This window comes from Leptolyngbya cf. ectocarpi LEGE 11479, assembly GCF_015207065.1.
In the GTDB taxonomy this organism is placed as follows: Bacteria; Cyanobacteriota; Cyanobacteriia; order Phormidesmidales; family Phormidesmidaceae; genus Leptothoe; species Leptothoe ectocarpi.
Genome location: NZ_JADEXP010000047.1, coordinates 1 through 25,388, shown reverse-complemented (window position 1 = coordinate 25,388; position 25,388 = coordinate 1). Strand labels below are relative to the sequence as shown.

The following is a 25,388-nucleotide window of genomic DNA, read 5'->3' as shown; positions in this document are numbered from 1 at the left end:
AAACAAAATCGGCAGCGTCAGTGATGCAAACCCAGGCTCGTTGATGGCTTGCAGCTTCGCCAGTTCACCATTGCTCAGCACGGGCGTCTTCAGCTGAATCAACCGACAGCTTTCCGGCTCAGGTTTGAGTAAATTACGCTCCGAGCCCAGCGTTGTCACCGCCGACGTGATAATCGCCTCGCGGATAGAGTCAATCGGAGGATTGGTCACCTGGGCAAACAGCTGCTGAAAATAGTCATACAGTAGCTTAGGCTTATCCGACAGCACCGCCAGCGGCGTATCGGTCCCCATGGAGCCAATGGCCTCAACCCCATTCTGGGCCATGGGCGTCAGCAGCATCCGCAACTCTTCAAAGGTATAGCCAAAAGCCATCTGCCGCTGCCGCAGCGTACCGCCTCCCGACAGAGAGGGCTCAGTCGTACCCGCCGACAAGGACGCCAGCGTCAGCTGATGCTGCTCTAGCCACTGACGGTAGGGTTGTGCATGAATAATATCTGACTTAACTTCTTCATCGCCAACGATGCGTCCGGCTGCCATATCCACTAGAAACATTCGCCCTGGCTGCAGACGGCCCTTTTCCAAAACCTGATCCGGCTCAACTGGCAAGACGCCTGCTTCCGAGGCCATAATCACCCGATCGTCCTTAGTCACGTAGTAACGGGAAGGCCGCAGGCCATTTCGGTCCAGAACCGCTCCGATCATCGAGCCATCGGTAAAGGCCACCGATGCTGGACCATCCCAAGGCTCCATCAAACAGGCATGATACTCATAGAAGGCCTTGCTGGCATCATCCATGGACTCATGGCCAGTCCAGGGCTCAGGCACCATCATCATCACCGCATGGGGGAGCGATCTGCCTGCTAACACCAGCAGCTCTAGCGCATTATCAAAAATAGTCGAATCACTGCCATCAACATTGATCACCGGCTTGACCTTGGCCATATCGTCGCCAAACAGGTTCGACTCAAACATGGACTGTCGAGCCAGCATCCAGTTAATGTTGCCGCGCAGGGTATTAATCTCACCATTATGGGCGATGTAACGATATGGGTGTGATCTCGCCCAGCTAGGAAATGTATTAGTACTAAAGCGAGAATGCACCAGCGCCAGTGCGCTTTCAAAATCAGCGTCGCTCAGGTCTAGAAAAAACTCTCTCACCTGGGGTGGTGTGAGCATGCCCTTATAAACCATCGTACGGCAGGACAAACTTGCTGGGTACCAGTAAGTGTCGTAACCAGATTCAACAATGACGTTGTGAGCGAGCTTACGGATCACGTAAAGCTTTCGTTCAAAGGCTAGGTCATCGTCTAGATCGGCTGAGCGCTCAATAAATACCTGCTGCATAAACGGCTCGCTCGCCTGGGCAGTGGCTCCCAACGTACTATGATCTGTCGGAACATCGCGCCATCCCAAAACCTTCTGCCCCATTTGAGCCGCCACCGACTCAAACCGACGCCGACTTTCCGCCCGAACGTCTGCATCTGGCGAGGTGAAAATAAGCCCGGACCCATACTCGCCTGGCTCAGGTAGCTCAATGCCCTCTACTGCCGCAACTTTGCGTAAAAAACGATGGGGAAGCTGGACTAAAATACCGGCCCCGTCACCCGTATTGATTTCGCTACCGCAGGCCCCACGATGTTCCAGATTACAGAGGATCTGTAGCCCTTGCTGCACAATGTCGTGGGAAGCTAGCCCTTTCATTTGCACAACAAACCCAACGCCACACGCATCGTGCTCAAATTGGGGATCGTAGAGACCTTGCTTGACAGGCAATAGATGACGAGTCATAGATTTGTTTTGACAAAAAGCAGCGATTGTTGACAGTTTTTCGAGGGCGACCAGCGGAACTTAGCTTGTGGGGAACATATGGCGGTGGTACAAGCTGCTAATCACAGTGCTTAAGACAGCTAAATAATTTGAAGACGAGTTTTCATTCTCTAACGGCAAAAGCCATTTTGCACAAATTCTTAATAAAACTGTCAATATATTATCCCTTAAAGCCAACGCCCATAGGACGCTACTATCGAACCTTGACAATATCGCCTCTACCGGTTCCTTAAGATTGTTGTCTCCTCCACAGCATCGACTCACCACAAGATTGAAGATTTGCTACAAAATGATCTAATCCATGTTTTTTTCTGTGGTAAGTCGATGTCTCCCTCTCAATCTCCAAACTTTGGAGCACAATGGTATCGCTAACTACCAGCAACCATTACAAAAAGGAGTCTCATGGAAAAGCCTTCTCCCAAAACCATCTATGAGAACTTGAATGAGTTAGAAAAAGTTGACGTGGCAACTAGTGCCCACTATCGACGTCTGGCCCAAGGAGTTTTAGCTGACCCCACTGTCAATGAGACCCTGCGACAAAACATTGCAGAACGTTTGCAGCAGGCAAATCAGCTCCTGGCTATCAAAAATGTTGAAGGAGATGAGAGTTATTAGACAGAATAAGCAATTTGTAGGCGCTATGAGTATGGCGCCTACAAATTGCTCTGTGAGGCATCTATTACTCTGAATCTGTGTCAGGAGATTTTTCCTCGTCTATCTTCTCCTCGGCATCTAATTCCTCTTCTTCGAGGTCTGCTACCATCGGTTCACTGGTCGCCAAACCCAGCAGAGCATCAATCTGAAACTCTTGGGCGCTACTAGATGTCGTCACACTCAAACTGCGGACGGTGCCAAAATAGCTGCGAATATCCACAGCCCAGGGATCGGTGGCTTGATTAAAGCCAAAGAGGTTGTAGAAAAACGACAGCGTTGATCCCATATTCACGTAAAAGTACCCATTGTTTGGGTTAGGAAAACTCGCCGTTGCATTGCGAAACGTGCTGTGGCCGTTGAGGGGATTAAACCCAGCAGGCACCACCAATCGCTCCATCGCCCCCTTGCCGCTGGTAAACGCCAGCGTATCGTCTGTGATCCAGGTGTGGGTCAAGACACTATCCATAGTGCCGTCTAAATTAACGTCATACTGCCAGTTCACCACCGGGGCGTTGGCAATAGTCGTAGACACAACCGCATCTTCGCCAATCACATCATCCAAAGCTTCCAGGGCAGCTTCGGCGGCTGGTCGGTTGCTAGTTTCTAAAATCACCCCAGCTTCTAACCCCAGACCGGGGAAGAAAGAATTTAAGAAGCCTGACTGGCTAGGGAATAGAAAGAGACTGTACTCCCCATCCATCCATCCCAATATGTCGGTGTCTAGATCTAATCCCGTTGCCAAAGCCACGATGGAACGTGCTGTTTCAATCAGGCCACCGCTAACGTCATTCAAAGAAAAGGCAGACGATACATCATTCCAAAAGCCGCTGATATCGTAGCCACTGCCCATGGCGTAGGTAGCCGCTGGAATCAGACCTAAAATAGAATGATCTGCGTTGGGAGACGGGGGTAAATCCGGAAGTGCCCCCTCGGTATACAGGTGAGCTTCCAAATGCATCCCTTGCGTCTGGGGATAAATCAGAACGTCAAAGGTAACATTGCTAAGCAGGTTGGACATGGCCGCCCGGTCGCTGAGGCTAGGTTGCGGAATGGGGGGTAGCCCAAATGTTTGGAACGGATTGCTAAATTCAAAGTTGAGCAGCTGGCCAACATTGCCATAGACGGTAGCCAGACTATTTTGAGATTCTGGGTGGCTTTGGGTTTTCTCAAAACTGGGGTTGCTGGTTAGTTTGGGACCACCCTGGGTCTGATACTCGATCCACTGCCGCACACTGTCGATGTTTTCGGCCATGATGATGTAGTTGCCCAGGTGGGCGACGGCATAGCCTGGCAGGGTGTAGCCCTCATCTGAATAATTACCGTCAGGGATATAGATGTAGGGCAGATCGGGATCCCGACGATAGCTGTTCAAACCACTGGGGGGCGGTACCTCTGGAAACTCCTGCAGCTCGATATCTTCTTCAGGGAAGTCATTCCAAGGGTAGTCATAGGGCACAAACTCAGGCGACCAGTGCCAAATGGGAAAGGTACGATAGGAGGTCTGCTCGGGTAGGGCGTTGCGCACCTCTGCCAGCTTAGGGATAAAGTCGATAAAAGCCGCCGCATCGTTGATGGGCACGATGGTCAGCGAGCGTTCAACTGGATTGATAGTACGAATGCTAGGTACTGGCAGGAGAGCGAGCGCAACACTGTCCCCAATCCAAGGATCTATATCCTCGGTATAATCTATCCCCCAAGGTAGCAGCGGCAATGACTGAGGACTTGGCGGTACACCAAAGGATTCACTCAGCTGAGCAAATAGCGCATACTGGTTAAGCACTTCCCAGGCATCTTGTCGGGTATTGACAATCATGGCCGCCGGGGTGTTAGCGGGCAGAATATTCGTGATCATGGGCGGCGGTGGTGCTGATGTCGGCAACGTTTCCGCTACAGTAGCCCTCAGCTCAGTGACATCGACGGTAGGCTCAAGCGAAAAGTCTTCAAACGTCTCGTCAAAGTCAGGTTCTGCGGCGCTATCGGTGGTGGCGCTATCAGGTGCGGCCCCATCAGCCTCATCAGCGGGGATAGCAGGTGCTGGAGTATCATCATCTGGCAGTACAGGTCTTTCCTCCACTGGCTCTGTATTTTCTAACGATGGCTCTTGGGCAGCCAGAGGTGTTGCAAAAATCGCTAGTGCGAGTACTGCCGTTCCCCATCGATTAACCACTAATAAAGGCTCCTAAACATTAAATAACTATAACCAACGCTTAAATCCATTTCGCCTGTAGCGAAAGATAGATGCATAGACTTACTGATAATCGTAGATTTATCTACATCTATGTTCCTTCCCATTACGGTTTATCAGTAACTGTTCGGTTAGAGGTTCGGATTGCCATCCCTGTCCCGCTTTTGCTTTTCTCAGTACTATAAGCGTAATGGCGAAATCAAAGGGTTGAGATCATATGAATCAGTTTAAAACTCTCGCGTTGCTTAGCGTTTTGAGCGCTTTGCTCATTAGTATTAGTTATTACACCATTGGTGGTACAGGCGGTGTTGTGATTGGCATTGCGATCGCAGCCATGACCAACCTGGGCTCATGGTTTTACTCCGATAAAATTGCCCTGGCTGCTCACCAGGCACAGCCAGTGAGCAAAGCAGATGCGCCTGAGCTATACGCCACGGTCGAAAAACTGGCCGAAAAAGCCGATATCCCGGTGCCTGGAGTCTATATCCTCCCCACCCAGTCAGCTAACGCCTTTGCCACCGGTCGTGACCCTGAGCATGCAGCAGTGGCCGTTACCCAGGGCATTATGCAAATGCTGAGCACCGACGAGTTAGAAGGGGTAATTGCCCACGAACTGAGCCATATTATGAATCGCGACACCCTCACCCAGGCCGTCGCCGCGACCATTGCCGGTGCAATTTCATTTTTGGCGCAGATCCTGCAATACTCCATGTGGTTTGGGGGGATGGGCCGTTCTGGTGACGACGATGGCCCTAACCCGATCGCACTAATTGCCACACTGGTACTAGCCCCCATGGCAGCTACCGTAATCCAGCTAGGCATCAGCCGCACCCGCGAATTTGCTGCTGATGCAGGTGCAGCCCAGCTAACCGGTAATCCCAGCGCCCTTGCTAGCGCCCTCAAGCGCCTTGATGCCAGTGCCCGACAAATGCCCATGGCCGGCAATCCAGCCTATGAGCCCCTGATGATTATGCATGCTGTACCGAAGCAAATGTTTAGCGGGTTGTTTTCCACACATCCAGCAACAGAAAAACGGGTGGAGCGGTTGTTGGAGATTGAAAAACAGCTGAGCGCCGCTTAAGAGACCGTATAGTCTCCTGATTGCATTGAGAAAAGAGAACTAAGGGGTAAGGATTTTGTAAGAGCTAAAGATGATGTTTGAGGATGTTTGCAGAGGCGTTCCATAGGCCCTTACATCCAAGCAATAGAGCCTCCTTGAATCTTTATTCCTAAGCCATTGTTTGCTAATTGCTCCCGCATTGCCGGGAGCTTTTTTGTTGTACCATCTATCCACAGTCCACCATTGCCGCTGTGACCACACGACAAAATTTTCCCCAACCGCCTAAGCCTTTGCGCCTTCTCTGGCTTACCTTTGACTTTTCCAAATGTCTTTCCGACACCACAGATAACATTACGCCGCAGCTGTTTATCATTCTTATGAGTCACCCGGCCATCAACCAGATAAAACGCTTTACCAGTCAGGCCGATAACCTGGGGCCTGATGACGTTGCCCAGTGGGAACCGGGGATTTTCACAGTGCAGGCCCATCGGTCTAGCCTGTTGGATGTTTTAACCCAAGTGACGTCTAATTTAGCCAGTCATATCGCCGATCATGAGCAAACAACCATCACGATATATACGCAGCTCGGCGGACGTCATTATCCCATTACCAGCAGTCTCAGCTCTAGTACCCTGACAGATACGGCCACAGAAATCGAAGCCCTAGTGCAACACTATGAAGACGGCAAGATCAATTAAGAACTCTCTACGCAGGCATGAGTTGTAAAACAAGGGCCCTGCGGTCAAAAGACTGGATCTTTCCAGCATCTTTGAGATCTTTAACAATCCGTTCTAGCAGCTCAAGGGCCCGATCCCGATGCTGATGTTCTCGTCCTCGCAACCGCACACGGAATTTTACAGAATCTCCCTTGCCTAACCACTGAGTCGCTTGGTTAATGCGCAACTGATAGTCAGACTCACCAACATTGGGGCGAAACTTCACCTCTTTTACAGTGGTACGGGCACTCTGTTTCTGACGTTTCTTTTGCTGGTACTGGAACTTACCATAGTCCAAGATTTTGGCGACAGGAGCCTGCTTACTCTCAGAGACCAGAACCAAGTCAAGCTGAGCCGCTTCGGCTAGCTTGAGTGCTTCTTGGGTATCAGTTAAGCCACGATTATTGTTTTCGTGGTCGATAAGCAACACCTTTGGAGCCTTAATCTGACGATTGATCCGATGTTTCTGTACGATGAGCCTTTCCCTCTCTACTCCGAGCGCGACAGGGGTAAATGGACATATGCTGTGTGCTCAACCACTGGCTTGCTCAAAATGGGACAAGCTAATAACAGCTGTCGCAAGTTGAACACTTTGGTTGAGCAACCTAATTATTTTTCTAATCGTAGCTTACCGCTTTAATAATGCAATAGATCCACAAAAATGATTGTGATTCTGTAAAGAATAATCACTCTAACTTATACGGTGTATACAGTCGGCCCATTTTGGTTACATTCACTTTACAGCGCTGTATAGCTCGTCAATGACACTGATTGTTTCCGGTTCAGCGGCGGCGGCGGTGGCCCAGGTTTGTATCGAGGGCAGCGCCTGTACCGCCGTCACAAAAGGCTGGGCTGCGGGTATCAGTTCAACTTGATAGGTGACAAATCTTAGGGCCACTGGGGCATAGACAACATCAGCGAGGGAAAAGTCTCCAAATAGCCAGGGACCGCCATAGGTATCGTAGGCTTGGGACCACATTTGCTCTACCCGTGTGATTTCTTGCTGGGTGGCTGATGTGAATCTGTTGCGCTCTACTGGAATCCGGGCTCGGATATTTTGGGGGAGCTGCTCCCGAATCCCTAGAAACCCGCTGTGCATTTCGGCTGCAATGGAGCGTGCTGTGGCCTGGGCTCGTTGAGCGGTGGGCCAGCCGATGGCCGTGGGATGGTGCGATCGCACATAGCCATAGATCGCACTGCTATCCCAAACCGCAATCTCCCCATCCAGGAGCACCGGCACCCGTTTTGCCGGAGTATACTGAGCGATCTGCTGCCAAGCCTCCGTAAACAGCGGCAACCGCACCTCTTCAAATGGCAAACCACTTTCCGTCAAAAATAACCAGGCCCGCAACGACCAGGACGAATAGTTTTTATTCCCGATTACGAGTTTAAATGCCATGGTATGCCACTAAATAAGCCCGGCTCTAATTGAGACTAATTGAGAGAAGTCTAGCCCAATCACCCGTGGGAAAAATGCTACCATCCTTAAACCAATCCAACGTCAATGACGTTAACTATTGTGACTATGGCGCTCCAGGTTTATGGCATTCCTAACTGCGGTACCTGTAAAAAGGCATTGAAATGGCTCGATGCCAACGGTATCGATTATGACTTTATCAATACCAAAGAGCACTCCCCTACCCGTGAGCAAATCACCGATTGGGTAACCACGCTCACCGCTAAACCTATGCGTAATACATCAGGTATGTCCTACCGCGCCCTAGGCGAAGAAAAGAAAACCTGGAGCGACGCAACCTGGATTGATGCCTTTACAGAAGACGCTATGCTACTGAAGCGGCCCTTATTCGTTAAAGCAGGAAAAGCTGTTCTGGTGGGCTTTCGAGCCAGTGAAACAGAGTTACAGGAAAAGTTGGCTAGTTAGGCTGGGCGGGACCGGCTAACAGGCACTCACATAAAACCGCTAAATCGTAACCACTGGAGTCATCCCATGGGAGAAGCCAAACGCAGACAGAAAACCGACCCCAACTATGGCAAAGTTCCCCAAAAGCCGCCTAAAACTCGTCGTCGGTTTAAGTTTGATCCTAAACGCATTACACCAACAGAAATGCTGATCTGGGCTGTTCTTTTTGGAGGCACAGCCGCCGTCTTTTTGAGTACCTACTTTTGGCAGTCGTAACCGGGATCAGCAAGAAGCGCCACAGTTGCGAGAACTAGGGCCGATAACTGTGGCACTCCGAACCAAGTTGTGGCAGAAAAGCCGCTAGGGATTAGCGTCTTGGCCTCTCCTCACGGGGACGAGCCTTGTTGACGCGGATTTCGCGACCCAGCCACTCGGCACCATCCAGGGCCTCAATAGCGGCATCTTCTTCAGCATCTGCAGACATTTCTACAAACGCAAACCCGCGAGGGCGACCGGATTCGCGATCCATAGGAACTGTTACGCGCTTAACGGTACCGTAATCTGCGAACACTTCCTGAATATCTTCTTGCGAAACCGTGTAGGCTATGTTCCCTACATAAATGGACATGGACTTTCTCCAAACAATTGATGAAAAAAACTCTGGCGAGAGTAACTTCGAAGATGACTCAGCCTAGATACGTCTAGACCAGCTTTCTAGCGAAAATTGACTGCTCATCCAGGGCCAGATTAACACAGAAATTTGGGCTGTAATCGTTGTCTGGGCGACTTGTGAGGAAGGCTTGATATAAATTTTTTCATACAAAACTGCAAATTTTTTATAGAAGAGGCCTTAAAATCCGCATTGCAGAGCAAATGGGTTCATGTCAAAATCACACCCAAATCTCCACAGGGGTTATCTTGCCTGAGATCTAGCATCAGAATTGCCTGGTTAAGTTCGTTATCACTCCAGTGAGGATGAGCTGTCTGTAGCGTACGATGGCTCAGTTTTCTCAGGGGTTTTTGCAGCCAGCCATCTTGAATATTTGCAGTTTTTAGCTCTTTATTAATCATTAATACACCTCCTCTTTAGGGAGCCGGGTGGTTTTATTCTAGCGATTACTTCAAGCGTTGTCGGTTCATTACCGTACGGTTTACCGAAATTTTGTAAGCGCTGCTTGATGACTACGTCGGCGCTGTACCGTTTGATAGGTGGGGGGAGCATACGACCATGAACGATATGGAATTTATACAAGCGGGCGACAGTTGGCAAAACTGGGTGTTTACGATCACCTACCTTAGCTTTCTACTGTTTGTAGTGTGGCGGGTGATCGTGTCGTCAGCGCCGCCCTCTGACTAGCCCTTAATCAGTCTGACTACTCAGGAGTCATTAACCATGGTGGAACAGTCGACAGATATGGCCCCAGTACAAGAACGAGTCGATTGGCTGAGGCAGTCCACCTGTCTGCGGGTGCTGCCTGACGATGTTTTGGGTGCGATCGCAACCCAGCTCACCCCCCTATCATTCCAGGCCAATCGCCGTTTAGTCTTAGAAGACACCCATCCCACGGCTCTATACATTCTCAGGACCGGGCAGCTAGAACGCTATCGCACCCAGCGCACCTCCATGGCCCAGACCGTAGACCTGCTGCCCGGAGTTGTGCTGCATCTGCAAGAAATTCTGCTGGATCAGCCCACCGACTACACTGTCATCACCCTCGAAGACTGTGACCTATGGCAGCTATCGGCGGAACAGCTCAAACAGATTGCTGACGACTACCCCAGCCTGAACCAAGAACTCTCGGAAATACTCGCCGAAGAAGTTGACCAGCTATCGGCTCAGCTGCTGTACGAGCAAGAGCGCCAGCAGGCGTTACGGCCTTATCTAGTTCCCAGAGTTAGCCGGGGTGTTGTCGGCGCCAGCCGCTATGCCCAACGTCTGCGGCAGTCCGTGCGGACGGCTGCTGGTGTCACCGCCAATGACCAAGGGCAGCGTGACCCCGTCCTGATTTTTGGTGAACCAGGTTTAGAAAAAGATAATCTCGCGGCGTTGATTCACTTTGGTTCTGACTATAAAAAAGAACCCATGATCAAAGTCGACTGCAAAACGCTGCGAGCCGTTGACCTATTTGGTCGGGGAGAAAGTCGTCCGGGACTTCTCGACTGGCTAGAGAAAGGCACACTCCTGCTCAACAACATTCAAGATCTTGATCCGGAACTGCGCCCGGAGATTCTTAGACTGATCAAAACAGGGCAATACCAGCCCAGTACCCAGCCCGGCAGTGCAGCACCCGCCACCAAAGAAAGTCTTGCCTGGATCATGATGATCTCAGAAAAAAGCCTGACTCCCTTTGCCAACCTGGCCAGGCAGACGATCAAAGTTCCGCCGCTGCGGGTGCGTAAGGCCGACATAGAAGCCCAGATTAACTACTACATCCAGATCTACTGCCGCAAGCGCGGTCTCGACAAGCCCACCCTCACGCCTGAGGCCCTGCGAAGCTTACAAAGCTACGACTTTCCTAGCAATTTGCGAGAGCTAGAAAGTTTGGTGCAGCGGGCAATTCAACAATCAGACTGCGCGACTCGATTAAATGAAGAAGTTTTCTGGTCTGCTGGTGAACAGGAACGACGGTTTCGGTGGAACCTGTTAAACGCTTATCCAACTCTACGACAGTTTTTGCGCAGTCCCTGGTGGCCCGATCGGATCAATTTTGGCTTTACCAGCTGGTTCTATGTGCTGGTAGTCGCTCTGTTATTTTTTGGTCCCCAAACCCGTGATGCGAATATTGCCTTAAATTTCTTCTGGGCTTGGTGGTGGCCGCTGATGTTGTTGTTGTTCCCGTTTGTCGGTCGGCTGTGGTGTGCTGTTTGCCCCTTTATGATCTACGGAGAAATCACCCAAAAACTATCGCTGTGGCTGTGGCCCAGGCAGTTAGGAGAGTGGCCCAGACAGTGGGCTGAGCGCTGGGGTGGCTGGATTCTATACGCGGGCTTTGCGGCAATTTTAATCTGGGAAGAACTCTGGCATTTGGAAAATACGGCCTATCTGTCGGCCTGGTTGTTGTTAATTATCACTGCTGGAGCCATGATTTGCTCTGCTCTGTTTGAACGTCGATTTTGGTGCCGCTATCTGTGCCCCATTGGCGGCATGAATGGTCTATTTGCCAAACTCTCCATGACGGAATTGCGGGGGCAGCGGGGCGTTTGTTCCGCCAGCTGTAGTACATATCAGTGCTATAAGGGCGGTCCTGCCAAAGGAGAGGGGCAAGAGACTGGCGGCTGTCCGGTGTATTCTCACCCTGCACAGCTGGTGGACAATCGCAACTGTGTGCTGTGCATGACCTGTTTGAAAGCCTGTCCCCATCGGTCGGTGGAGTTTAATCTGAGACCGCCGGGTATTGAGCTGTGGACCACCCATACGCCAGTGGGTCATGAGGTGGCGCTGCTGCTATTGCTGTGGGGGGCGGTGTTTGTGCATCGTTTGCCGGAGGTGGCAGCTTTATTGGGGGTTTCAGCGATGGTAGAAGGGTTTTGGGGGCATGCGATCGCAACCCTCATTCTCCTCTTTGCCCCACTGCCCCTCGCCTGGAGTATCCATAAACTGACCCATCTGATCCAGCCTCGGCTCAAAGCCCGCCCCTTTATCCAAGTCGCCTACGGTTGGCTGCCCATCGTTTTATTGAGCAGTCTGGCCCATTATTTATCCCTGGGGCTGACTGAAGCGGGCCGCATTATCCCAGTTTCCCTGGCGAGTTTTGGTCTTGCCAGTACGGGGCCCGTAATTGTGGCCCATCCGGCTGTCATTGCGTTTCTTCAAGGCGTTTGTTTGATCTTGGGTGCATTTCTGAGTATTTTTCTGACTCAACGCATTGCCCGACAGCCTTGGTTAAAATTAGTCCCCCTCCATGGGCTGACATTAGGTATGACAGTTCTACTGTATCGACTCATTGTGTAACATTCGGCATCTGAGCTAGCCTAAGAAAACAAGATAAACGACCCTCTGTCCATGGCATTTCCTACTCCGCTGCTAGATGCTCGACTCGCTAGAGAGAAAAAACAGAATGAAGCGGATCGAGTCAGACTGCTCCAACTAGCGTTGGAGTGGTTACACAGCCATGGGGGCACCTATGGCATCACCCATGGGTATATTTTCGGCTCAGTCACCGAGCCGGGACGCTTTACTCGGACATCGGATATTGATATTGCCGTCGATACCTGGAAGACGGGGGATATTTGTGGTTTGATGGGCTATCTATCGCTGCATGTAAATCGTGATGTCGATGTCATACCTTTAGATCAGTGTCATTTTGCTGATAAAATTCGTCGCCTAGGAACACCATGGAGCGTGAACGACTCGCCGGACTCACTGCAGAAATCAAAGGACAGTGGCGACTGATCAAACAGGCATGAATGACTATGCTGATATGCTTCGACGGGAAGAGGAACTATGAGCATGGCTGTCTAATCTTCAGGTTGCTTTGATAGACGGCCATCTTCCATGTAGATAATACGGTCGGCGATGTCTAAAATGCGGTTGTCATGGGTGACGAGTAAAATTGTGCAGCCTTGTTCTTTGGCCAGCTTGTACATGATATCCACGACGTCGCGGCCTGATTTTTTATCCAATGCAGCGGTGGGGTCATCGGCTAGGACAATTTTGGGATGGCTGACTAGGGCTCGTGCGATCGCATGGTGGACGGCCTTGTCGATCTGATGATGACGGGTGGCCATTACCAGGCATAAAGAACTTGGCGATGGTCGGGCTAATTTAACGAGTTCAGAAGAGCGGTATTGTAATGGCTGCCCTCAGCTCCCCACCTACCAATGCTAGAAAGCATCATCTGGATTCTCCTCACAGGCTTTTTCGCTGGACAGCTAGCTCGACGGCTCAAAGCACCAGCCTTGGTTGGCATGGTCCTCGCAGGTATCTTTCTTGGTCCGCAAGTCGCCAACATTCTCAGCCCCGGAGTGCTGGATGCAGCCGACTCCCTGCGCACCATTGCCGTCATGGTGATCCTAATGAAAGCGGGATTGGGGCTGGACCGTGACAAATTAGCCCAGCAAGGTACCGTCGCCCTCCGACTCGGCTTTTTGCCCGCCACCTGTGAAGCCATTGCCGTTGCCCTAGCCGCCATCTGGCTCTTCCAATTTGACTTAGCCACCGGACTCCTGCTCGGCTGCATTCTGGGGGCAGAATCTCCAGCAGTCATCGTTCCAGGCATGCTGCGGTTAAAGAGTCTGGGCTGGGGTGTAAAAAAAGGCATTCCCGACGCGATTTTGACCGGCAGTGCGCTATCAGATGTACTACTATTGCTTGTCTTCAGCCTGCTATTAGCTTTTCTCACCCAGGGAACCGCTACAGGGATTACATTGGGCCGTCTCAGCCTCAGCCCTGTACAACTGCTGCCACTGCAGGTCATTCTGCAAGTCAGTTTAGGAATTCTGCTCGGCTGGCTCACCGCTCGTATATTAGTAATTCTTTTAGCCAAACACAACTGGACCCAGAACGCCGTCCAGGATGCCCTTGTAGCCGCCAGTATTGCCCTACTGCTCGTTGTTGTTGCAGAACATATGCCCGTTTTCTCTGGTTATCTAGCCGTCATGGCCACCGGATTCTTTCTTATTGAGTTCGATGCTCCCCTGGCAAGGCGACTGCGGGAAGGCTTCAACAGTCTATGGGTGATCGCTGAGATTATTCTGTTTGTGTTGTTGGGCTCCAACATTCAGCTGCATGTTTTGGGCAACACGCTCCTGGTCGGGTTACTGATATTGGCTATCGGTACATTAGTGGGACGCTCCCTGGGCTGGTATCTCGCCACATTAGGCAGCAACTGGACCAGAAAAGAACGTCTGTTTCTACTCTCAGGAAATTCTGCAAAAGCCACGGTTCAAGCAGCAATAGGAGCAATTCCCCTAGCCCAAGGTGTTGATGGGGGCGATACCATCCTAGCCCTGGCGGCTCTATCCATTTTGGTGACGGCTCCTTTAGGTGCCTGGGCCATTCCCACCTTTGCCCCCAAACTGCTAGAACGGGGTGAGGTGGATCCAACAAAAGTCTCTGTCAACCGTCGCATTGTCCTTCTTGCAGCTGTTGATACCTCTCCGCTGGCTGTACCGGTTCTCACCAAAGCGGCCGAACTGGCCCGTCGATGTGATGGAGAAGTGATAGTTTTACATATTTTGCGAGTTGACGATCCTCAAGGCATCAAGCACCTAAAACAAAAGACCAGACAACACTTAACCGATATCCGCCATCGATTTATCACCACATCTGGGGCTATCCCTACAGAAATTTTACGCATTGCCCAAGATTATGGTGCCGCAGAAATTGTTATGGGCAAACGTGGTCACCGTCATCTAGAAGAATTATTTGTTGGCTCCGTTTCACGAGCAGTTGTAGAGACTAGCCCCTTACCTGTCATCATCGTAGAAGCGGCCTGACGAGCTGGGCGTGAACAACCTGGACGAGCTTGATGCCGGGCAGTGCCTTATGTAGCATTGGGTAGATCTCTCCATTTCAGCATTTCAGCCTCAGAAACCTGAAGAACAATTATTCTAAAATCGCTTGTGCTTTTGATGCACTCGTGCCAGCTAGGGGGCCGCTGGCTTTAACTATCGAGCTGGCGAATAACTCGGCATGGGTTCCCGGCTGCAAATACTTTTGGCGGCACGTCGCGTGTTACCACACTCCCAGCTCCAATTGTGGAGCCATTGCCAATCGTAACGCCAGGACAAATAATCGCACTGCCACCAATCCAAACGTCACTGCCTATTGCAATCGGTAAGGCAAATTCCCAACCGTCTTTGCGATCAACCGGATTGAGGGAATGAGTTGCCGTATAGATTTGCACTTTGGGACCGAGCAATACTCGATCTCCCAGATGAACGTTATTGCAGTCAAGAATTACGCAGTCGTAATTAATAAATAAATTCTCTCCAGCAAAGATATTCGAACCATAGTCACAACGAAATGGTGGCTTGATTTCAGAGTTTGCTCCAAGTGCTCCAAATAATTCTGTGAGTAGAGCCTGCCGTTCTTGAGTCGCATCGAGAGTTGAGCTGTTGAAACCATGTAAAATTTGTTGGGCATGAAGATGCATGTTGCTAAGCTCGGGGTCGCTGGCAATGTAGTTTTCACCTGCAAGCATCCTCTCTCGCATAGATTTATTCATGCTTAATTGACTCATAAATTAATTGCTAATCTTCACGTCTCAACACAAGGCCTGTTGCTGCAAATTCCTCATTGCCTTCAAGCTGACCTTCTATACGCTCTATCACCTGAAAGCCTTCAGAAAGATAGAGTTCTAGAGCAGGTTTATTGCCTTCAAGCAGTTCAATTTTCATTGTTGGTGCTGAGTTTGTAACAGCATGTCGGACTAACGCACGTCCCACTCCCTTCCTATAAAATTTAGGATCAACGTAAAGCCAAGTGAGTTCTTCATCTCCATAAGCAACAAATCCTTGCACAGTGTTATTGACGTCTGCGACAAAGAGCTTGTGATTAAAAAGGCCCTCATTATCGGCAGTTTTCTCAAGGGAAAGAAACGCATCCGTACCTACCGTTAAATCTAGCTCATCAAGACGTGATATGTCATGTATCGCGCATAGCCTTGACCAGTCTCTAGATTCATAAGGACGTATGGTTATCATCATTCACCCCTCAGAAGTTAACGCTTTTGCAATAGCCTTGATCAGGCTCGCTAGTTTAGCGTAACGTACCTGACAAGAGTTGAGGCGTAACCAATCATTTGATCACTGAGAATGGCAAGATTCCTCTGACTAAGGGATATGCCAGGACTGGATATCGACAAAAATAGGAGAGGGACTTGGAGAGGACAGCCCCATCTTTGGTTAAAGTGAGTTATGAAAGCAGACGACTCACTCTACAAGAGATTGGCTCCCCTTCTCCCCCAGGGAGAAGGGGGTGGGGGATGAGGGCTCGAAGCTTTGAGCTTACTCTCCGACTTGTGTGTACACTGCAGCTCAGGATTGGGAGAAGGGGGAAGTAAGCTATAGCTCCTTAACGGAAATTACAAACTACACCGGCCCATATATTAGTAATCACCCCATCGGACTCATTGGCAGAAAGTAAGCCAAAAAGGCTATTGGATGCATTAAACTCTGCTCCTAAAGAGCTTTCTATCACTCCAACGTCATAGTTCTCTTCTAAATCCGTTAACGTTGAACCTATCCCCACGCCGTCTACCGTTGTCAAACTGTCACCTGTGATGTCTTCACGCACTGACCACCCAACAAACTGATCCTGCATAGCACTGATCTGAAAGCCGTTGGACCAGGTAACAAAACTCATGGGCCCAGCGCCACATTCGGCATTTTCGCTGGTTTCTGTAGGGTCCCCTAAAGCAGCAGAAATCGCTGTCTGAGAGGTTGCCAGATCGGTCTCAAAGGGAATGTTTTTAGATTTGCCAGACTGTGAATCGATGACTGATACGCCGTCTCCAGACAGAGCTAAGACGATTTCTGCTTGTTCTTCTGGTGGTTCTGGCTCATCAACTTCGAGTGGTTCTTCAACTGGTGTGGATTCCACAGGGGGTTGAGATGTATCTGAACTGCTAGCGCCTGTATTGGCGGAGTTGCCACCACAGGCTACAACCGTGAGAAGCAGCAAACTTAAAGGAAACAATGCCTTGATGCGTAGGCTGTATGTAGACATGGTTTTACAACGGATGATTATTTTCAAAAGGTTTTTTCAAGCCTGATCGAATATACACCCTAATGTCGGTGGCAAAGTCTTCAAGAGCTATTCTGAACAAATAGCGGAGGTTTCGATGTAAGCGTCCCCTGAGCGGAGTCGAAGGGGATGCTGGTTGTATATGTTGGCTTCGACTCCGCTCAGCCAACGTTGTTCGTGGACGGAGAGCTATGGCTCGCATTTGAGGACAACGGTGTCTGAAAACTGTTGTTGAAGTTCCGTCAAGGTTTCTGGACTGGGTGCTTGTCCAAAGGGTTTGCCCAAATCGTCAGGGGCAGGAATTGTTGCCAGGGTGGTTTGATCGATGTCGGTGACCACCACTACTTGATCAATCCTGCGCTGGTTGGCCTGGCTCTTTTCATACAGGTCGCTGTAGGGCTGGACTACAGCTATTTCCCACTGGGCCGGAGGGCAGTAGCTTTGGTCTATGATGACGGTTACCTGGGGTACCTGTACGGCGTAGCGCAGGCCCAGTCCCAGTCCTCCAAAGGCTAGCCAGCCCAGACCCAGGGTACTTAACAGACGTTTTGTTGGATTTTGTGGGGCCATTACAGATTTACCTGGAATAAGTCCTTAAACAAGGTTTGTACATTTTCAGGGTTGCCTTGTTTTACGGTTGATTCTCGCAGGCTGGCGATGGCCTGGAGTTCATCTTCGTTGACGTCCCCGTAGGCGATGGGGTAAAAACGCACATCGCTGTATTCCATAATGTCTTTGACGTCGCGAAATAGGTGGCCTTCATTGACGTCACCGTCGGAGAGCAGCAACAGGTAGAATCGTCCATTAGGGTCGTTGGCGCGTTTTTCCATTAGTTCAGAGAGCGCGACCATGACGCCGTCGTACATGGCAGTGCCGCCGTAGGCTTGGAGCTGGTCAATGGCGGCCAACAGTTTTTTCTGCTGTAGTTCATCGTAGGGGGTGAGTTCTAGTCGGCGTACGGGCTGGTCGGCAAAGGTGACGAGACCAACCTGATTACCTTGGTTAATTTGCTGGCTGGCGATACGTAAACCGGCTTGAACGGCCTGGAGCGGTTCTCCTTCCATGGAGCCACTGGTGTCGATTACCATTTCGAGATAGACGGTACGGCCGCTGTCTTTGTTGCTTTTCCAACTGGATTGGGCGGCTAGTAGCGTCTCGCCATCGGGGATCGGGGGATGGGTGTTTGTGAGATAATCCGTTTCAACAAAGCCTTGATTGTTGGCTAGTTTGACCATGTCAGGAGACTGGGCAAAGGCGGCAAATTTTTGCAGGGCGGCGGCAGTTTCGGGAGAGTTCCAGCTAAAGCCGACTAATGGGTTGTTGTGGGGAATGCCAAAGGGAATAAACTCGGTGGATTCAAACCCGGAGACTTGTTTGAGGGCCAGATAGTTTTGATATTCCAGGGGGAACGCCTGAAGTTTAGTTTGGTCTCTGAGAAAGAGTTCTTGGAGTTCTAATGTGGTGGGTGTGGTGATTAACACCTGGGATTGGAACTGGTCAAAGACTGATTTTACCTGCGGGGTTTGTAGCTCGGCTTGGGTGAGGCTGCCGCCGTCTTTTTGGTGTCCGGCAGCGCGCCAGTAGAGGGTATATAGCAAGTTAAGCGCGGTGGAGCTTTTGTAGGGGTTAGGGTAGGCGACGCTAACCTGACCGGCTGCGATCGCATTCAACAAACTATCAAACGTCACCTCACCACTGCTCTCTAGTTGTTGATAGACATCGCCGGGCACCACCCAGCCAGCGGTATTCGCCACTAGCCGCTCCGCCACGGGTGTGACATTTACCCCCTGGCTTTTAATCATCGATACCCACAGATCGTTAGAGGGGCTATAGCCGGTCGGTTGCACTGTGCCCGCACCGATCAGCCGCGCGGCGGTACCGGAGGCAATTTTACGAACGCCCACCTGAATTACTTTGCCAGAGCTGCTTTTCTCCTGGCGCTGGTTAAAGGTCTCGGCTACTTCCACCAGCCAACGCTCATTTTGCCGGTCAATGTTGGCCTTTTCAGAGGAGCTGTAGATTTCTAGATAAACTTGGTTTGCCTGGGGCTGGGCTGCGTAGAGGGGAAAATTCTCAATATCGGGCAGAGGCTCGGCAATTTGATCCACGGTATAGCGACTGGCCACCTCGTCGGCGACCAAATTGCTGACGACGTCAATTTTGGGCAATACCTGTTTTGCCAGGGTGGCTTGAGCGGTTTCTAGCGAGGTAACAGGGGACTGACAGCCGCCTAGAAACCCTAAACTCAGGGTGATGAGCAGTCCTAGGGTGGCCAGCAGTAGCCGTCGATAAGTGCGATTCAGTAGTTTAATAAACATCGATAGTATGGAGAAGCGATTGAAGAGGCGTTCCATGGAACGCCTGTACGTCGGTATGGCTGCAGAGGTGTTCCATGGAACGCCTGTACGTCAGAAAATAGAGGCTAATGGAATCCTGATTTCTTAGGTTTCTAAAATTTCTTTGTTGGCGGCAATCAGGGTTTCTAGACGCCTTGGTAGAGAGGCATCTCCCTGGGAAAGGCTGGCCAGGGCCACCTGGTCTTGTAGCTGCTGGAGCTGCTGGTGGGTTTGCTGCATGCGATCGCAACTCTGCTGCAGCTGCTTTTTGGCCATTTGCTGATATTTGGGGGTTTGAATCTGGGCCTGCACCCGTAGACCGTCGGCTACCTGCTGGGCTAGCTCCACCACGGTATACAGCGCTTCGAGTAGCTCAGGGCGCAGGGTGGGTTCGCGATCGCAAATGCGCACCGCAAATGTCTGTGACTGTAGCGCCCAATCTTTTACTGGCTGCCAGGTTTGATGGCGGGCCACCTCCGACTGGATGGCATCAATCCGTCGTTGAAAGTTCGCCACGTTGAGTAAATCGCTGTGATCGTGTGCCCCCACGGGTGAGGCTCGATAGCCCGTTATCCAGCTACCTGCCATCACGGCGGCTACCGCACCGCCGCCCACCCAGGCCACTGCTCGGTTACCGGCTAGGGCAATCAGTAGACCATAGCCAAACGCTGTACCCAAAAGTAATAAATACGTCTGCGGCTGCCGTCCCAGGGCTGGCCAGTTGATGGGCATAGAATTGCGCCTCCATACGCGGTGGTTAAAGCAGTCTAATTGTCACACTTACTACAGCATGACTTTTCCAATGGTAGTGGAAGGTATTGCTAACCAGGCATAGAAGGAAAATCAACGGACCAATCGCTGGAGCGGCATTCCAGGAATGGCCAGTTGATCTATACAAGGTTTACGCACGTCCATAGCTCAATCCCGATATCACTTGATCAATGTCACTTGCTCAATGTTAGTGAAAGGGGGTAGCTGCCAGGGGCAACGATCACCTGATCGGGGTTGAACGCTAGAGGTCTAGAGCCTCAGCGGGCCGTACGTAAGCTAGTGGGTATCCACCAGTGCACTTGCTAGCTATATATACGGTAGACGGCCAGACGGTTATGCTGTTCATAACCTGGGTTATGACTTTGGACAAGTGCTGGTTATGAGGCTAAAACCCGTCCCACCAACGATTACTAGCACCTCCCAGCCAAATTGTCCCTTTTAATGGACAACACTCAGTTAGCGCTGGATTTTCAACCCAGCGTGGGCTTCAGCTACTGGCATATTTTGCGCAAAAATAAACTCGCTGTAATCGGCTAAATCATCAATCCCAAGCATCGACAGGACGACTTCGGCTGCTAACCAAATAAAAATCTTGCACAGAGCAAATCTCCATTGACTATCCATGGGAGTTTTCTAGAGCGACCCCTGCATCGTAGAAAGATAGCCCATCAGGGAGGCCATAACCGTCGTTATGAATTGAGTAGATCCAATAAGCGTTGACTCGATCGCTTTATGATAGAGATGCTTATCTGATTGATGTAACGTGCGTTTTAGAAGCCTGACAAGACGATGGTTTAAGCCGCTAAAGCTCTTGATCCTGGCGCTAGTGGTCCAAGTCGTGTGTTTGCTGTTGTGGGGGTTAACCTGGCCGAAAACACTCTCATTTGTGGTGCCCCGAGAGGAGGTTCAATCCTGGAAAATCCTGGCAGCTGACTTTGAGAAGTCTCACCCAAACATTTACATTAATTTAGTCACTAAGCCAGATGATACAACGGACTATACAACCGACGAGCGGAAAGCCATCTACACGGCGGATTTTCAGAACAGGGTGGCTCAATATGACCTGGTGTATATGGACATTGTCTGGCCGCTGCAGTTTGCCGATAATCTCCAGGATTTAACACCCTATATCCAAAGAGATGGAATAGATACCTCCGCGTTTTTGGAAAGTGAAGTGAAGGTTGGGGAATTTGATGGGCAGCTGTATCGCTTGCCGATGCGGGCGGATGTGGCAGTTTTGTACTATCGTCAGGATTTACTTGAGCAGGAGGGTCGATCACGACCTCGCACCTTAGCAGAGCTATCGAAAACCGTTGATGCCTTGAAACCCTTAACTGGCTATCTGTGGCAGGGGCGTCGCTATGAGGGGCTAGTCACTAATTTTGTTGAAGTGATGAAGGGGATGGGGGCTACGTGGATTGATCCAGACACCGATAAAGTGGGTTTGAACACACCGAGTGCGATCGCAGCGGCTGAGACATTACAGGGGCTGATTGGGGAGGGGGGAATTTCACCAAATGAGGTGATTACGTATACCGAGAAAGATGCGCTGGAGCAGTTTATTCAAGACAAGGCGGCCTTTTTGCGGGGCTGGCCTTATTTTTGGGTAGAGCTGGAGTCGAAATTGAAAGAAAAGATTGAGATCGCACCTCTCTTTTCCTTTAGCTCAGACCCAGACTCTGGCGTAGGCTGTCGCGGCGGCTGGGGCTTTGGCATTCCTAAAAATTCTGCCCATCCGAAAGCAGCCTGGGAAGCGATTAAGTACTTTACCAGTGACGCTGCTCAAAAAAAGTTTGTCCTAGAGTCTGGCTTTCTACCCAGTCGGTCTAATTTATTTCAAGATCCGGAGATTTTGGATAAATATCCCCATATGCGATGGCTATCGGCCTATCTAGAAGATTCATCCACGTTCCGGCCCTCTATCAAAGAGTACGGGCCAGCCTCAGAAATTTTGCAAAAAGCACTAGGAGATATTTTGAGCGGTCAGCAACCTGCCAAAGATGCTATGGATTGGGCTCAAGCTGAGACTGAAAAACTGTTGAAACCCTTGGATCAGGGGGGATAACAGATTGCTCAGCCAGACGCTGATGAGCCTTGTACCATTGCCAGCCCACCAATAGGTGTAACAACAACATCCCGACGTTAGCAGCCATCAGCCAGCGCGCTATGGTTTGCTCTTCTCTTTGTTCGCTGACTTCGCTGATTTCTCCATTGCTCCTTACACCAATCTGGGGTGCAACAGGATTAGCTAGCCGCTCTAGCAACACTTCAGCATTGAGGGGACGCTGGCCTGGAAACGGAGCCATCATGTCATCTAGCAGCTGGGCGAACCAGTTGTCTACGGATGTGCGATCGCGCCAGGTCAGGCGTCCGGTATTGTCATCTTCGGGGAGGTCAATGGGGTGAGCGCCCGTGAGTAAATACACCAGCGAACGGCCCAGGGCATAAAAGTCAGACTGAGGCACCGCGCGACCATTGATTTGCTCCAGGGGCGTATATCCCGGTGACACTACGCTGGTGATATCCCGTTGACCGGCGACCTTGGCAAAGTAGGTACTGGTCATGGGGCGCACCGTGCCAAAGTCCACCAGGGCCAGGTTGCCAGTGGGACGCAGCATAATGTTGGCGAGTTTAATATCCCGGTGGAAGAGTTCTTCTTGGTGGAGCAGCGCCAGCAGGTCCACCAGCTGTTTCATCCAGTCCATGGCCTGGGCCTGGTCAATGGGGCCATGTTGCTGTAGCCAATTTTCCAGATTAATCCCCTGAATGTTCTCCATCACCAGGCAGTGGAGCGGTCGTCCTTCAATCTCTAAGGAGAAATAACCATCGGGCTCTACCTGGGGAATACCGGGATGGTTGAGAGTTTGTAAGGTGGCGGCTTCTCGTTCAAACAGGGGCTCCAGTATTTTCTTTTTAAGTACCTTGAGTACTTTGGTCTGGCCCTGGTCGTCGATTTCAAAGACTTCAGAAGGTTCCCATTCATCTAGATCCCGCAGTGGCCGGATCAGGCGATAGCGACCTGCCACCAGCAGCGGTGTGCCACAAGACTTGCAGTGGGACAGTCCGTCGGGGTTATCACGGTGACCACACCGGGGGTTAATGCAATAGCTCATGGGCGGTCAAGGACGGTCATGGCATTCGGGGAGGGCTGGAAGGATCTAGGGCAGCTGCTCACGCACATATTCCATCACTACAGGAATCAGGGTAAATCCAGCCGGGCTTTTTTCAATCAGGGATTTGCTCAGCAGGGCGCTAATGGCGGCTAAACAGTCAGGATGCTGAATGTCTTCAATGGACAGGGGCTCGGCCCTCTCGGCCAGCTGACCCAGAATATCCTGCTCTGCTGCGGACAAACGGTCATATTGCTGATCGATCAGATATTTAATATCACCAAACATGGTGCGGCCATGTCTGCGAAAGCGATCTACATCGCCATCGAACAGTTCCTGAATGGTCATGGCGACAATTCTTAGCATGAGTGGATTGCCCCGATACTGGGCGACCAGACTTTTCCAGTGCGGCTTACCGGAGGCGGGTAGGCGTTCTGCGGCTAGCAGCTGGGCCGCATCGTCATATCTCAGACCTCCCAATTCTAGATACCGAACGGGACTATTGGCCGCCCTGGACCCGGCCAATTCTCGGTTGCGTTCACGGCTGGTGACCACAATGCAGCTTTGGTGCGGTTGCTCGCCCAGTCGCTTTAACAGTTCACGATAGTTACTGTAAGCTGGCTCATACTCACTGACCAGACTGCCGCTGCTGAGAATACTTTCTAGGTTATCCAGCACCAGGAGACAGCGATGGGTTTGCAAATAGGCCATCAGGGCACTGAGCTGGTCGTACCATTCATCGGAATGGGGGATGACGTCGTCAGGGAGTTCATTTAGCCACTGGCCTAGGACATTATCGAGGGTGGGCCGATGTCGCAGGGACTGCCAAATGACGCCGTCAAACTGGGTTTGGACAGCCTGCGCCAGGGTGATGGCTAGAGAGGTTTTACCCATACCCACAGGACCAATAATCGATACAAACCGACAGGCCGATGTGCCCAGCATCCACTGCTTAAGCTGGTCTAGCTCCACCTGACGGCCATAGAGCACTGGTACATCGGGCATTTGGTCCCAGTTGATGGCAACCTGAGTGCTGCGATAGCCAGCGGTTTCTAGCCAGTCGGCCACATCACGCCAGCTGTCTAGGGCGTTGCGATCGCGCTCCGTCACCTGCTCTACATACCGATACAGACCCTGGCTCAGAGCCACCTCCACCGTGCGAGCTTCTATGCCCTCTTGATCCGAAATTTCAGCCGGACTGTATCTCAGCAATAGCCCCCTCAGTCGTGTTTGCTCTAGATCCGTCAGCCCGTAACGCTTATGGGGCATCAGTTCAGCCTTGGCCTTGGCCAAATCCCCATAGAGCGGGTCTAGATTCCACTGTGCTGCGGCTTGGGTAAAAAGCGGTGCTGTAGCCATACGTAGAACAACGAATTACGGACGATCTTACCCGATTATTCGGTGAGTCATAACCGACTTCATAACCAGCTACAGGCTCCAACCAATGGTCAACGCGCTTAGCCTGAACCTATCTGAACACAACAAATGTACGAAGCATAAGCCGATTGATGACAATCCTGAAACGTTTTACTAACTGGCGGTCGTTTATAGCTGCCGCATTGGCCTGTTTTCTCTGTATAACCACGGGGTTGGCTCAGGCGGCCACTCCCTTCTTTTGGGACTCTATTGATGTCGATATTACTTTAGAAACTAACGGCGATTTTTGGGTAAGCGAGACTCAGAAATATGTATTTACAGCCGACCATACGAACGAACGCTACCGATATATTCCCTTAGATGGCATTGATACCATTACAGATGTCACCGTCTCTGAAAACAACGAGCCCCTACCGGTTGAAACTGGAACGCGTAACAACAACTATTGGATGCGTTGGCAACATCCGCTGAACGCCCCGGACACCCACACGTTTGTGCTGAAGTATCGGGTTGTGGGCGGTATACAGACAAAGGGAAATCGCAGCCAGCTTTATTGGAATGCTCTCTTTCCTGAGCGCAGTGCTCCCATCAACCGAGGTCAGGTGACGGTGCATGTGCCGGAAGCTTTAGCAGGTCAGATCAGCAATTTTCAAGGTGAAGGGGTGATGAGTCGCGATCTCAAAATTGACTCTAACACCTATGAATTTGTTGCCGAGGGTTCCTTAGAGCCTCAACAGGCGCTAAATGTCCGGTTGGAGTTTCCTGCCAGCATCCTCAATATCTCTCAGGCTCAGACAGACTA

General features: G+C 50.9%; 26 protein-coding genes and 1 pseudogene. 11 read left to right on the top strand and 16 right to left on the bottom strand.

Annotated elements, in window-relative coordinates; all coding sequences use genetic code 11:
- The coding region (locus tag IQ260_RS07820) for a glutamate synthase central domain-containing protein (protein WP_322744918.1) at positions 1–1,788 on the bottom strand (1,788 nt) is incomplete at its 3' end.
- Between the two features lie 441 nt (positions 1,789–2,229).
- Between IQ260_RS07820 and IQ260_RS07815 the strand changes: the two genes are divergently transcribed.
- Positions 2,230–2,442 carry a hypothetical protein gene (locus IQ260_RS07815; protein WP_193992380.1) on the top strand — a complete coding sequence of 71 codons (213 nt, stop codon included), beginning with the start codon at positions 2,230–2,232 and terminating at the stop codon, positions 2,440–2,442.
- A 64-nt stretch (positions 2,443–2,506) separates the two neighbouring features.
- Here IQ260_RS07815 and IQ260_RS07810 read toward each other — a convergent pair whose 3' ends face one another.
- Entirely contained in the window at positions 2,507–4,648 is a 2,142-nt protein-coding gene (locus tag IQ260_RS07810) for a DUF3352 domain-containing protein (RefSeq protein WP_193992378.1), read from the bottom strand.
- Positions 4,649–4,883: 235 nt separating this feature from the next.
- Here IQ260_RS07810 and IQ260_RS07805 point away from each other — a divergent pair, with 235 nt between their 5' ends.
- Positions 4,884–5,747: a M48 family metalloprotease gene (locus tag IQ260_RS07805; RefSeq protein WP_193992376.1), complete on the top strand. Its 864-nt coding sequence runs from the start codon at positions 4,884–4,886 to the stop codon at positions 5,745–5,747.
- A 230-nt stretch (positions 5,748–5,977) separates the two neighbouring features.
- Positions 5,978–6,424, top strand: a complete 447-nt coding sequence (locus tag IQ260_RS07800; protein ID WP_193992374.1) for a hypothetical protein — start codon at positions 5,978–5,980, stop codon at positions 6,422–6,424.
- 7 nt (positions 6,425–6,431) lie between these two features.
- Here IQ260_RS07800 and infC read toward each other — a convergent pair whose 3' ends face one another.
- On the bottom strand, positions 6,432–6,899 hold the full coding sequence (gene infC / locus IQ260_RS07795; protein WP_322744919.1) for a translation initiation factor IF-3: 468 nt from the start codon (positions 6,897–6,899) through the stop codon (positions 6,432–6,434).
- A 276-nt stretch (positions 6,900–7,175) separates the two neighbouring features.
- Complete coding sequence (locus IQ260_RS07790) at positions 7,176–7,841, bottom strand: glutathione S-transferase family protein (RefSeq protein ID WP_193992372.1); 666 nt, start codon at positions 7,839–7,841, stop codon at positions 7,176–7,178.
- Positions 7,842–7,946: 105 nt separating this feature from the next.
- Between IQ260_RS07790 and IQ260_RS07785 the strand changes: the two genes are divergently transcribed.
- Together IQ260_RS07785 and IQ260_RS07780 are read left to right on the top strand one after the other, a co-directional pair.
- Positions 7,947–8,324 (top strand): Spx/MgsR family RNA polymerase-binding regulatory protein, encoded by a 378-nt coding sequence (locus tag IQ260_RS07785; RefSeq protein WP_322744917.1) that lies wholly within the window; start codon positions 7,947–7,949, stop codon positions 8,322–8,324.
- Between the two features lie 66 nt (positions 8,325–8,390).
- On the top strand, positions 8,391–8,579 hold the full coding sequence (locus tag IQ260_RS07780; protein ID WP_193992370.1) for a hypothetical protein: 189 nt from the start codon (positions 8,391–8,393) through the stop codon (positions 8,577–8,579).
- A 91-nt stretch (positions 8,580–8,670) separates the two neighbouring features.
- Here IQ260_RS07780 and IQ260_RS07775 read toward each other — a convergent pair whose 3' ends face one another.
- Complete coding sequence (locus IQ260_RS07775) at positions 8,671–8,931, bottom strand: RNA recognition motif domain-containing protein (RefSeq protein ID WP_193992368.1); 261 nt, start codon at positions 8,929–8,931, stop codon at positions 8,671–8,673.
- Between the two features lie 251 nt (positions 8,932–9,182).
- Positions 9,183–9,374: a hypothetical protein gene (locus tag IQ260_RS07770; protein WP_193992366.1), complete on the bottom strand. Its 192-nt coding sequence runs from the start codon at positions 9,372–9,374 to the stop codon at positions 9,183–9,185.
- A 157-nt stretch (positions 9,375–9,531) separates the two neighbouring features.
- On the opposite strand from IQ260_RS07770, the gene IQ260_RS31440 reads away from it, so the two are divergent.
- The 3 genes from IQ260_RS31440 to IQ260_RS07760 are packed head-to-tail and all read left to right on the top strand — an operon-like array spanning position 9,532 to position 12,696.
- The gene (locus tag IQ260_RS31440; protein WP_265579506.1) at positions 9,532–9,660 is read left to right on the top strand and encodes a hypothetical protein; all 129 of its coding nucleotides are present in this window, start codon (positions 9,532–9,534) and stop codon (positions 9,658–9,660) included.
- Positions 9,661–9,696: 36 nt separating this feature from the next.
- Positions 9,697–12,255, top strand: a complete 2,559-nt coding sequence (locus tag IQ260_RS07765) for a cyclic nucleotide-binding domain-containing protein (protein ID WP_193992365.1) — start codon at positions 9,697–9,699, stop codon at positions 12,253–12,255.
- Positions 12,256–12,306: 51 nt separating this feature from the next.
- Positions 12,307–12,696, top strand: coding sequence for a nucleotidyltransferase family protein (locus IQ260_RS07760; RefSeq protein ID WP_193992364.1), 390 nt, complete (start codon positions 12,307–12,309; stop codon positions 12,694–12,696).
- A 65-nt stretch (positions 12,697–12,761) separates the two neighbouring features.
- Here IQ260_RS07760 and IQ260_RS07755 read toward each other — a convergent pair.
- Positions 12,762–12,989, bottom strand: a pseudogene (locus IQ260_RS07755) (ABC transporter ATP-binding protein); the annotation flags it as partial.
- Between the two features lie 135 nt (positions 12,990–13,124).
- On the opposite strand from IQ260_RS07755, the gene IQ260_RS07750 reads away from it, so the two are divergent.
- On the top strand, positions 13,125–14,741 hold the full coding sequence (locus tag IQ260_RS07750) for a cation:proton antiporter (protein WP_193992363.1): 1,617 nt from the start codon (positions 13,125–13,127) through the stop codon (positions 14,739–14,741).
- A 167-nt stretch (positions 14,742–14,908) separates the two neighbouring features.
- Here IQ260_RS07750 and IQ260_RS31645 read toward each other — a convergent pair whose 3' ends face one another.
- The 7 genes from IQ260_RS31645 to IQ260_RS07715 form a co-directional block, all read right to left on the bottom strand.
- Positions 14,909–15,472: a sugar O-acetyltransferase gene (locus IQ260_RS31645; protein WP_193992362.1), complete on the bottom strand. Its 564-nt coding sequence runs from the start codon at positions 15,470–15,472 to the stop codon at positions 14,909–14,911.
- Positions 15,473–15,497: 25 nt separating this feature from the next.
- A complete protein-coding gene (locus IQ260_RS07740) occupies positions 15,498–15,953 on the bottom strand; it encodes a GNAT family N-acetyltransferase (protein WP_228015690.1) in 456 nt (151 codons plus the stop codon).
- Positions 15,954–16,320: 367 nt separating this feature from the next.
- Positions 16,321–16,974, bottom strand: a complete 654-nt coding sequence (locus IQ260_RS07735; RefSeq protein WP_193992361.1) for a hypothetical protein — start codon at positions 16,972–16,974, stop codon at positions 16,321–16,323.
- Between the two features lie 207 nt (positions 16,975–17,181).
- A complete protein-coding gene (locus IQ260_RS07730; protein ID WP_193992360.1) occupies positions 17,182–17,562 on the bottom strand; it encodes a hypothetical protein in 381 nt (126 codons plus the stop codon).
- Entirely contained in the window at positions 17,562–19,310 is a 1,749-nt protein-coding gene (locus IQ260_RS07725) for a VWA domain-containing protein (protein ID WP_193992381.1), read from the bottom strand. The genes IQ260_RS07730 and IQ260_RS07725 overlap by 1 nt, the downstream gene beginning before the upstream one ends.
- A gap of 123 nt (positions 19,311–19,433) precedes the next feature.
- Positions 19,434–20,060, bottom strand: a complete 627-nt coding sequence (locus IQ260_RS07720) for a hypothetical protein (RefSeq protein WP_193992359.1) — start codon at positions 20,058–20,060, stop codon at positions 19,434–19,436.
- A gap of 495 nt (positions 20,061–20,555) precedes the next feature.
- Positions 20,556–20,723: a hypothetical protein gene (locus IQ260_RS07715; protein ID WP_193992357.1), complete on the bottom strand. Its 168-nt coding sequence runs from the start codon at positions 20,721–20,723 to the stop codon at positions 20,556–20,558.
- A 202-nt stretch (positions 20,724–20,925) separates the two neighbouring features.
- On the opposite strand from IQ260_RS07715, the gene IQ260_RS07710 reads away from it, so the two are divergent.
- Entirely contained in the window at positions 20,926–22,164 is a 1,239-nt protein-coding gene (locus IQ260_RS07710) for an ABC transporter substrate-binding protein (protein ID WP_193992355.1), read from the top strand.
- On the opposite strand, the gene IQ260_RS07705 is transcribed toward IQ260_RS07710, so the two are convergent.
- Positions 22,103–23,212: a serine/threonine-protein kinase gene (locus tag IQ260_RS07705; protein WP_193992353.1), complete on the bottom strand. Its 1,110-nt coding sequence runs from the start codon at positions 23,210–23,212 to the stop codon at positions 22,103–22,105. The two genes, IQ260_RS07710 and IQ260_RS07705, sit on opposite strands and share 62 nt — an antisense overlap.
- 45 nt (positions 23,213–23,257) lie before the next feature.
- On the bottom strand, positions 23,258–24,568 hold the full coding sequence (locus IQ260_RS07700) for an NB-ARC domain-containing protein (protein WP_193992351.1): 1,311 nt from the start codon (positions 24,566–24,568) through the stop codon (positions 23,258–23,260).
- Between the two features lie 149 nt (positions 24,569–24,717).
- Between IQ260_RS07700 and IQ260_RS07695 the strand changes: the two genes are divergently transcribed.
- Positions 24,718–25,388: DUF2207 domain-containing protein (locus IQ260_RS07695; protein WP_193992349.1), on the top strand; the 671-nt coding region annotated here is incomplete at its 3' end.

What these genes read in the sequence shown, in the direction of transcription:
- IQ260_RS07815 (WP_193992380.1), top strand. Translation starts at nt 2,230, where the DNA reads ATGGAAAAGCCTTCTCCCAAAACCATCTATGAGAACTTGAATGAGTTA.
- IQ260_RS07805 (WP_193992376.1), top strand. Translation starts at nt 4,884, where the DNA reads ATGAATCAGTTTAAAACTCTCGCGTTGCTTAGCGTTTTGAGCGCTTTG.
- IQ260_RS07790 (WP_193992372.1), bottom strand. Translation starts at nt 7,841, where the DNA reads ATGGCATTTAAACTCGTAATCGGGAATAAAAACTATTCGTCCTGGTCG.
- IQ260_RS07785 (WP_322744917.1), top strand. Translation starts at nt 7,947, where the DNA reads ATGACGTTAACTATTGTGACTATGGCGCTCCAGGTTTATGGCATTCCT.
- IQ260_RS07780 (WP_193992370.1), top strand. Translation starts at nt 8,391, where the DNA reads ATGGGAGAAGCCAAACGCAGACAGAAAACCGACCCCAACTATGGCAAA.
- IQ260_RS07775 (WP_193992368.1), bottom strand. Translation starts at nt 8,931, where the DNA reads ATGTCCATTTATGTAGGGAACATAGCCTACACGGTTTCGCAAGAAGAT.
- IQ260_RS07770 (WP_193992366.1), bottom strand. Translation starts at nt 9,374, where the DNA reads ATGATTAATAAAGAGCTAAAAACTGCAAATATTCAAGATGGCTGGCTG.
- IQ260_RS31440 (WP_265579506.1), top strand. Translation starts at nt 9,532, where the DNA reads ATGAACGATATGGAATTTATACAAGCGGGCGACAGTTGGCAAAACTGG.
- IQ260_RS07765 (WP_193992365.1), top strand. Translation starts at nt 9,697, where the DNA reads ATGGTGGAACAGTCGACAGATATGGCCCCAGTACAAGAACGAGTCGAT.
- IQ260_RS07760 (WP_193992364.1), top strand. Translation starts at nt 12,307, where the DNA reads ATGGCATTTCCTACTCCGCTGCTAGATGCTCGACTCGCTAGAGAGAAA.
- IQ260_RS07750 (WP_193992363.1), top strand. Translation starts at nt 13,125, where the DNA reads ATGCTAGAAAGCATCATCTGGATTCTCCTCACAGGCTTTTTCGCTGGA.
- IQ260_RS31645 (WP_193992362.1), bottom strand. Translation starts at nt 15,472, where the DNA reads ATGAATAAATCTATGCGAGAGAGGATGCTTGCAGGTGAAAACTACATT.
- IQ260_RS07740 (WP_228015690.1), bottom strand. Translation starts at nt 15,953, where the DNA reads ATGATGATAACCATACGTCCTTATGAATCTAGAGACTGGTCAAGGCTA.
- IQ260_RS07735 (WP_193992361.1), bottom strand. Translation starts at nt 16,974, where the DNA reads ATGTCTACATACAGCCTACGCATCAAGGCATTGTTTCCTTTAAGTTTG.
- IQ260_RS07730 (WP_193992360.1), bottom strand. Translation starts at nt 17,562, where the DNA reads ATGGCCCCACAAAATCCAACAAAACGTCTGTTAAGTACCCTGGGTCTG.
- IQ260_RS07725 (WP_193992381.1), bottom strand. Translation starts at nt 19,310, where the DNA reads ATGTTTATTAAACTACTGAATCGCACTTATCGACGGCTACTGCTGGCC.
- IQ260_RS07720 (WP_193992359.1), bottom strand. Translation starts at nt 20,060, where the DNA reads ATGCCCATCAACTGGCCAGCCCTGGGACGGCAGCCGCAGACGTATTTA.
- IQ260_RS07715 (WP_193992357.1), bottom strand. Translation starts at nt 20,723, where the DNA reads ATGGATAGTCAATGGAGATTTGCTCTGTGCAAGATTTTTATTTGGTTA.
- IQ260_RS07705 (WP_193992353.1), bottom strand. Translation starts at nt 23,212, where the DNA reads ATGAGCTATTGCATTAACCCCCGGTGTGGTCACCGTGATAACCCCGAC.
- IQ260_RS07700 (WP_193992351.1), bottom strand. Translation starts at nt 24,568, where the DNA reads ATGGCTACAGCACCGCTTTTTACCCAAGCCGCAGCACAGTGGAATCTA.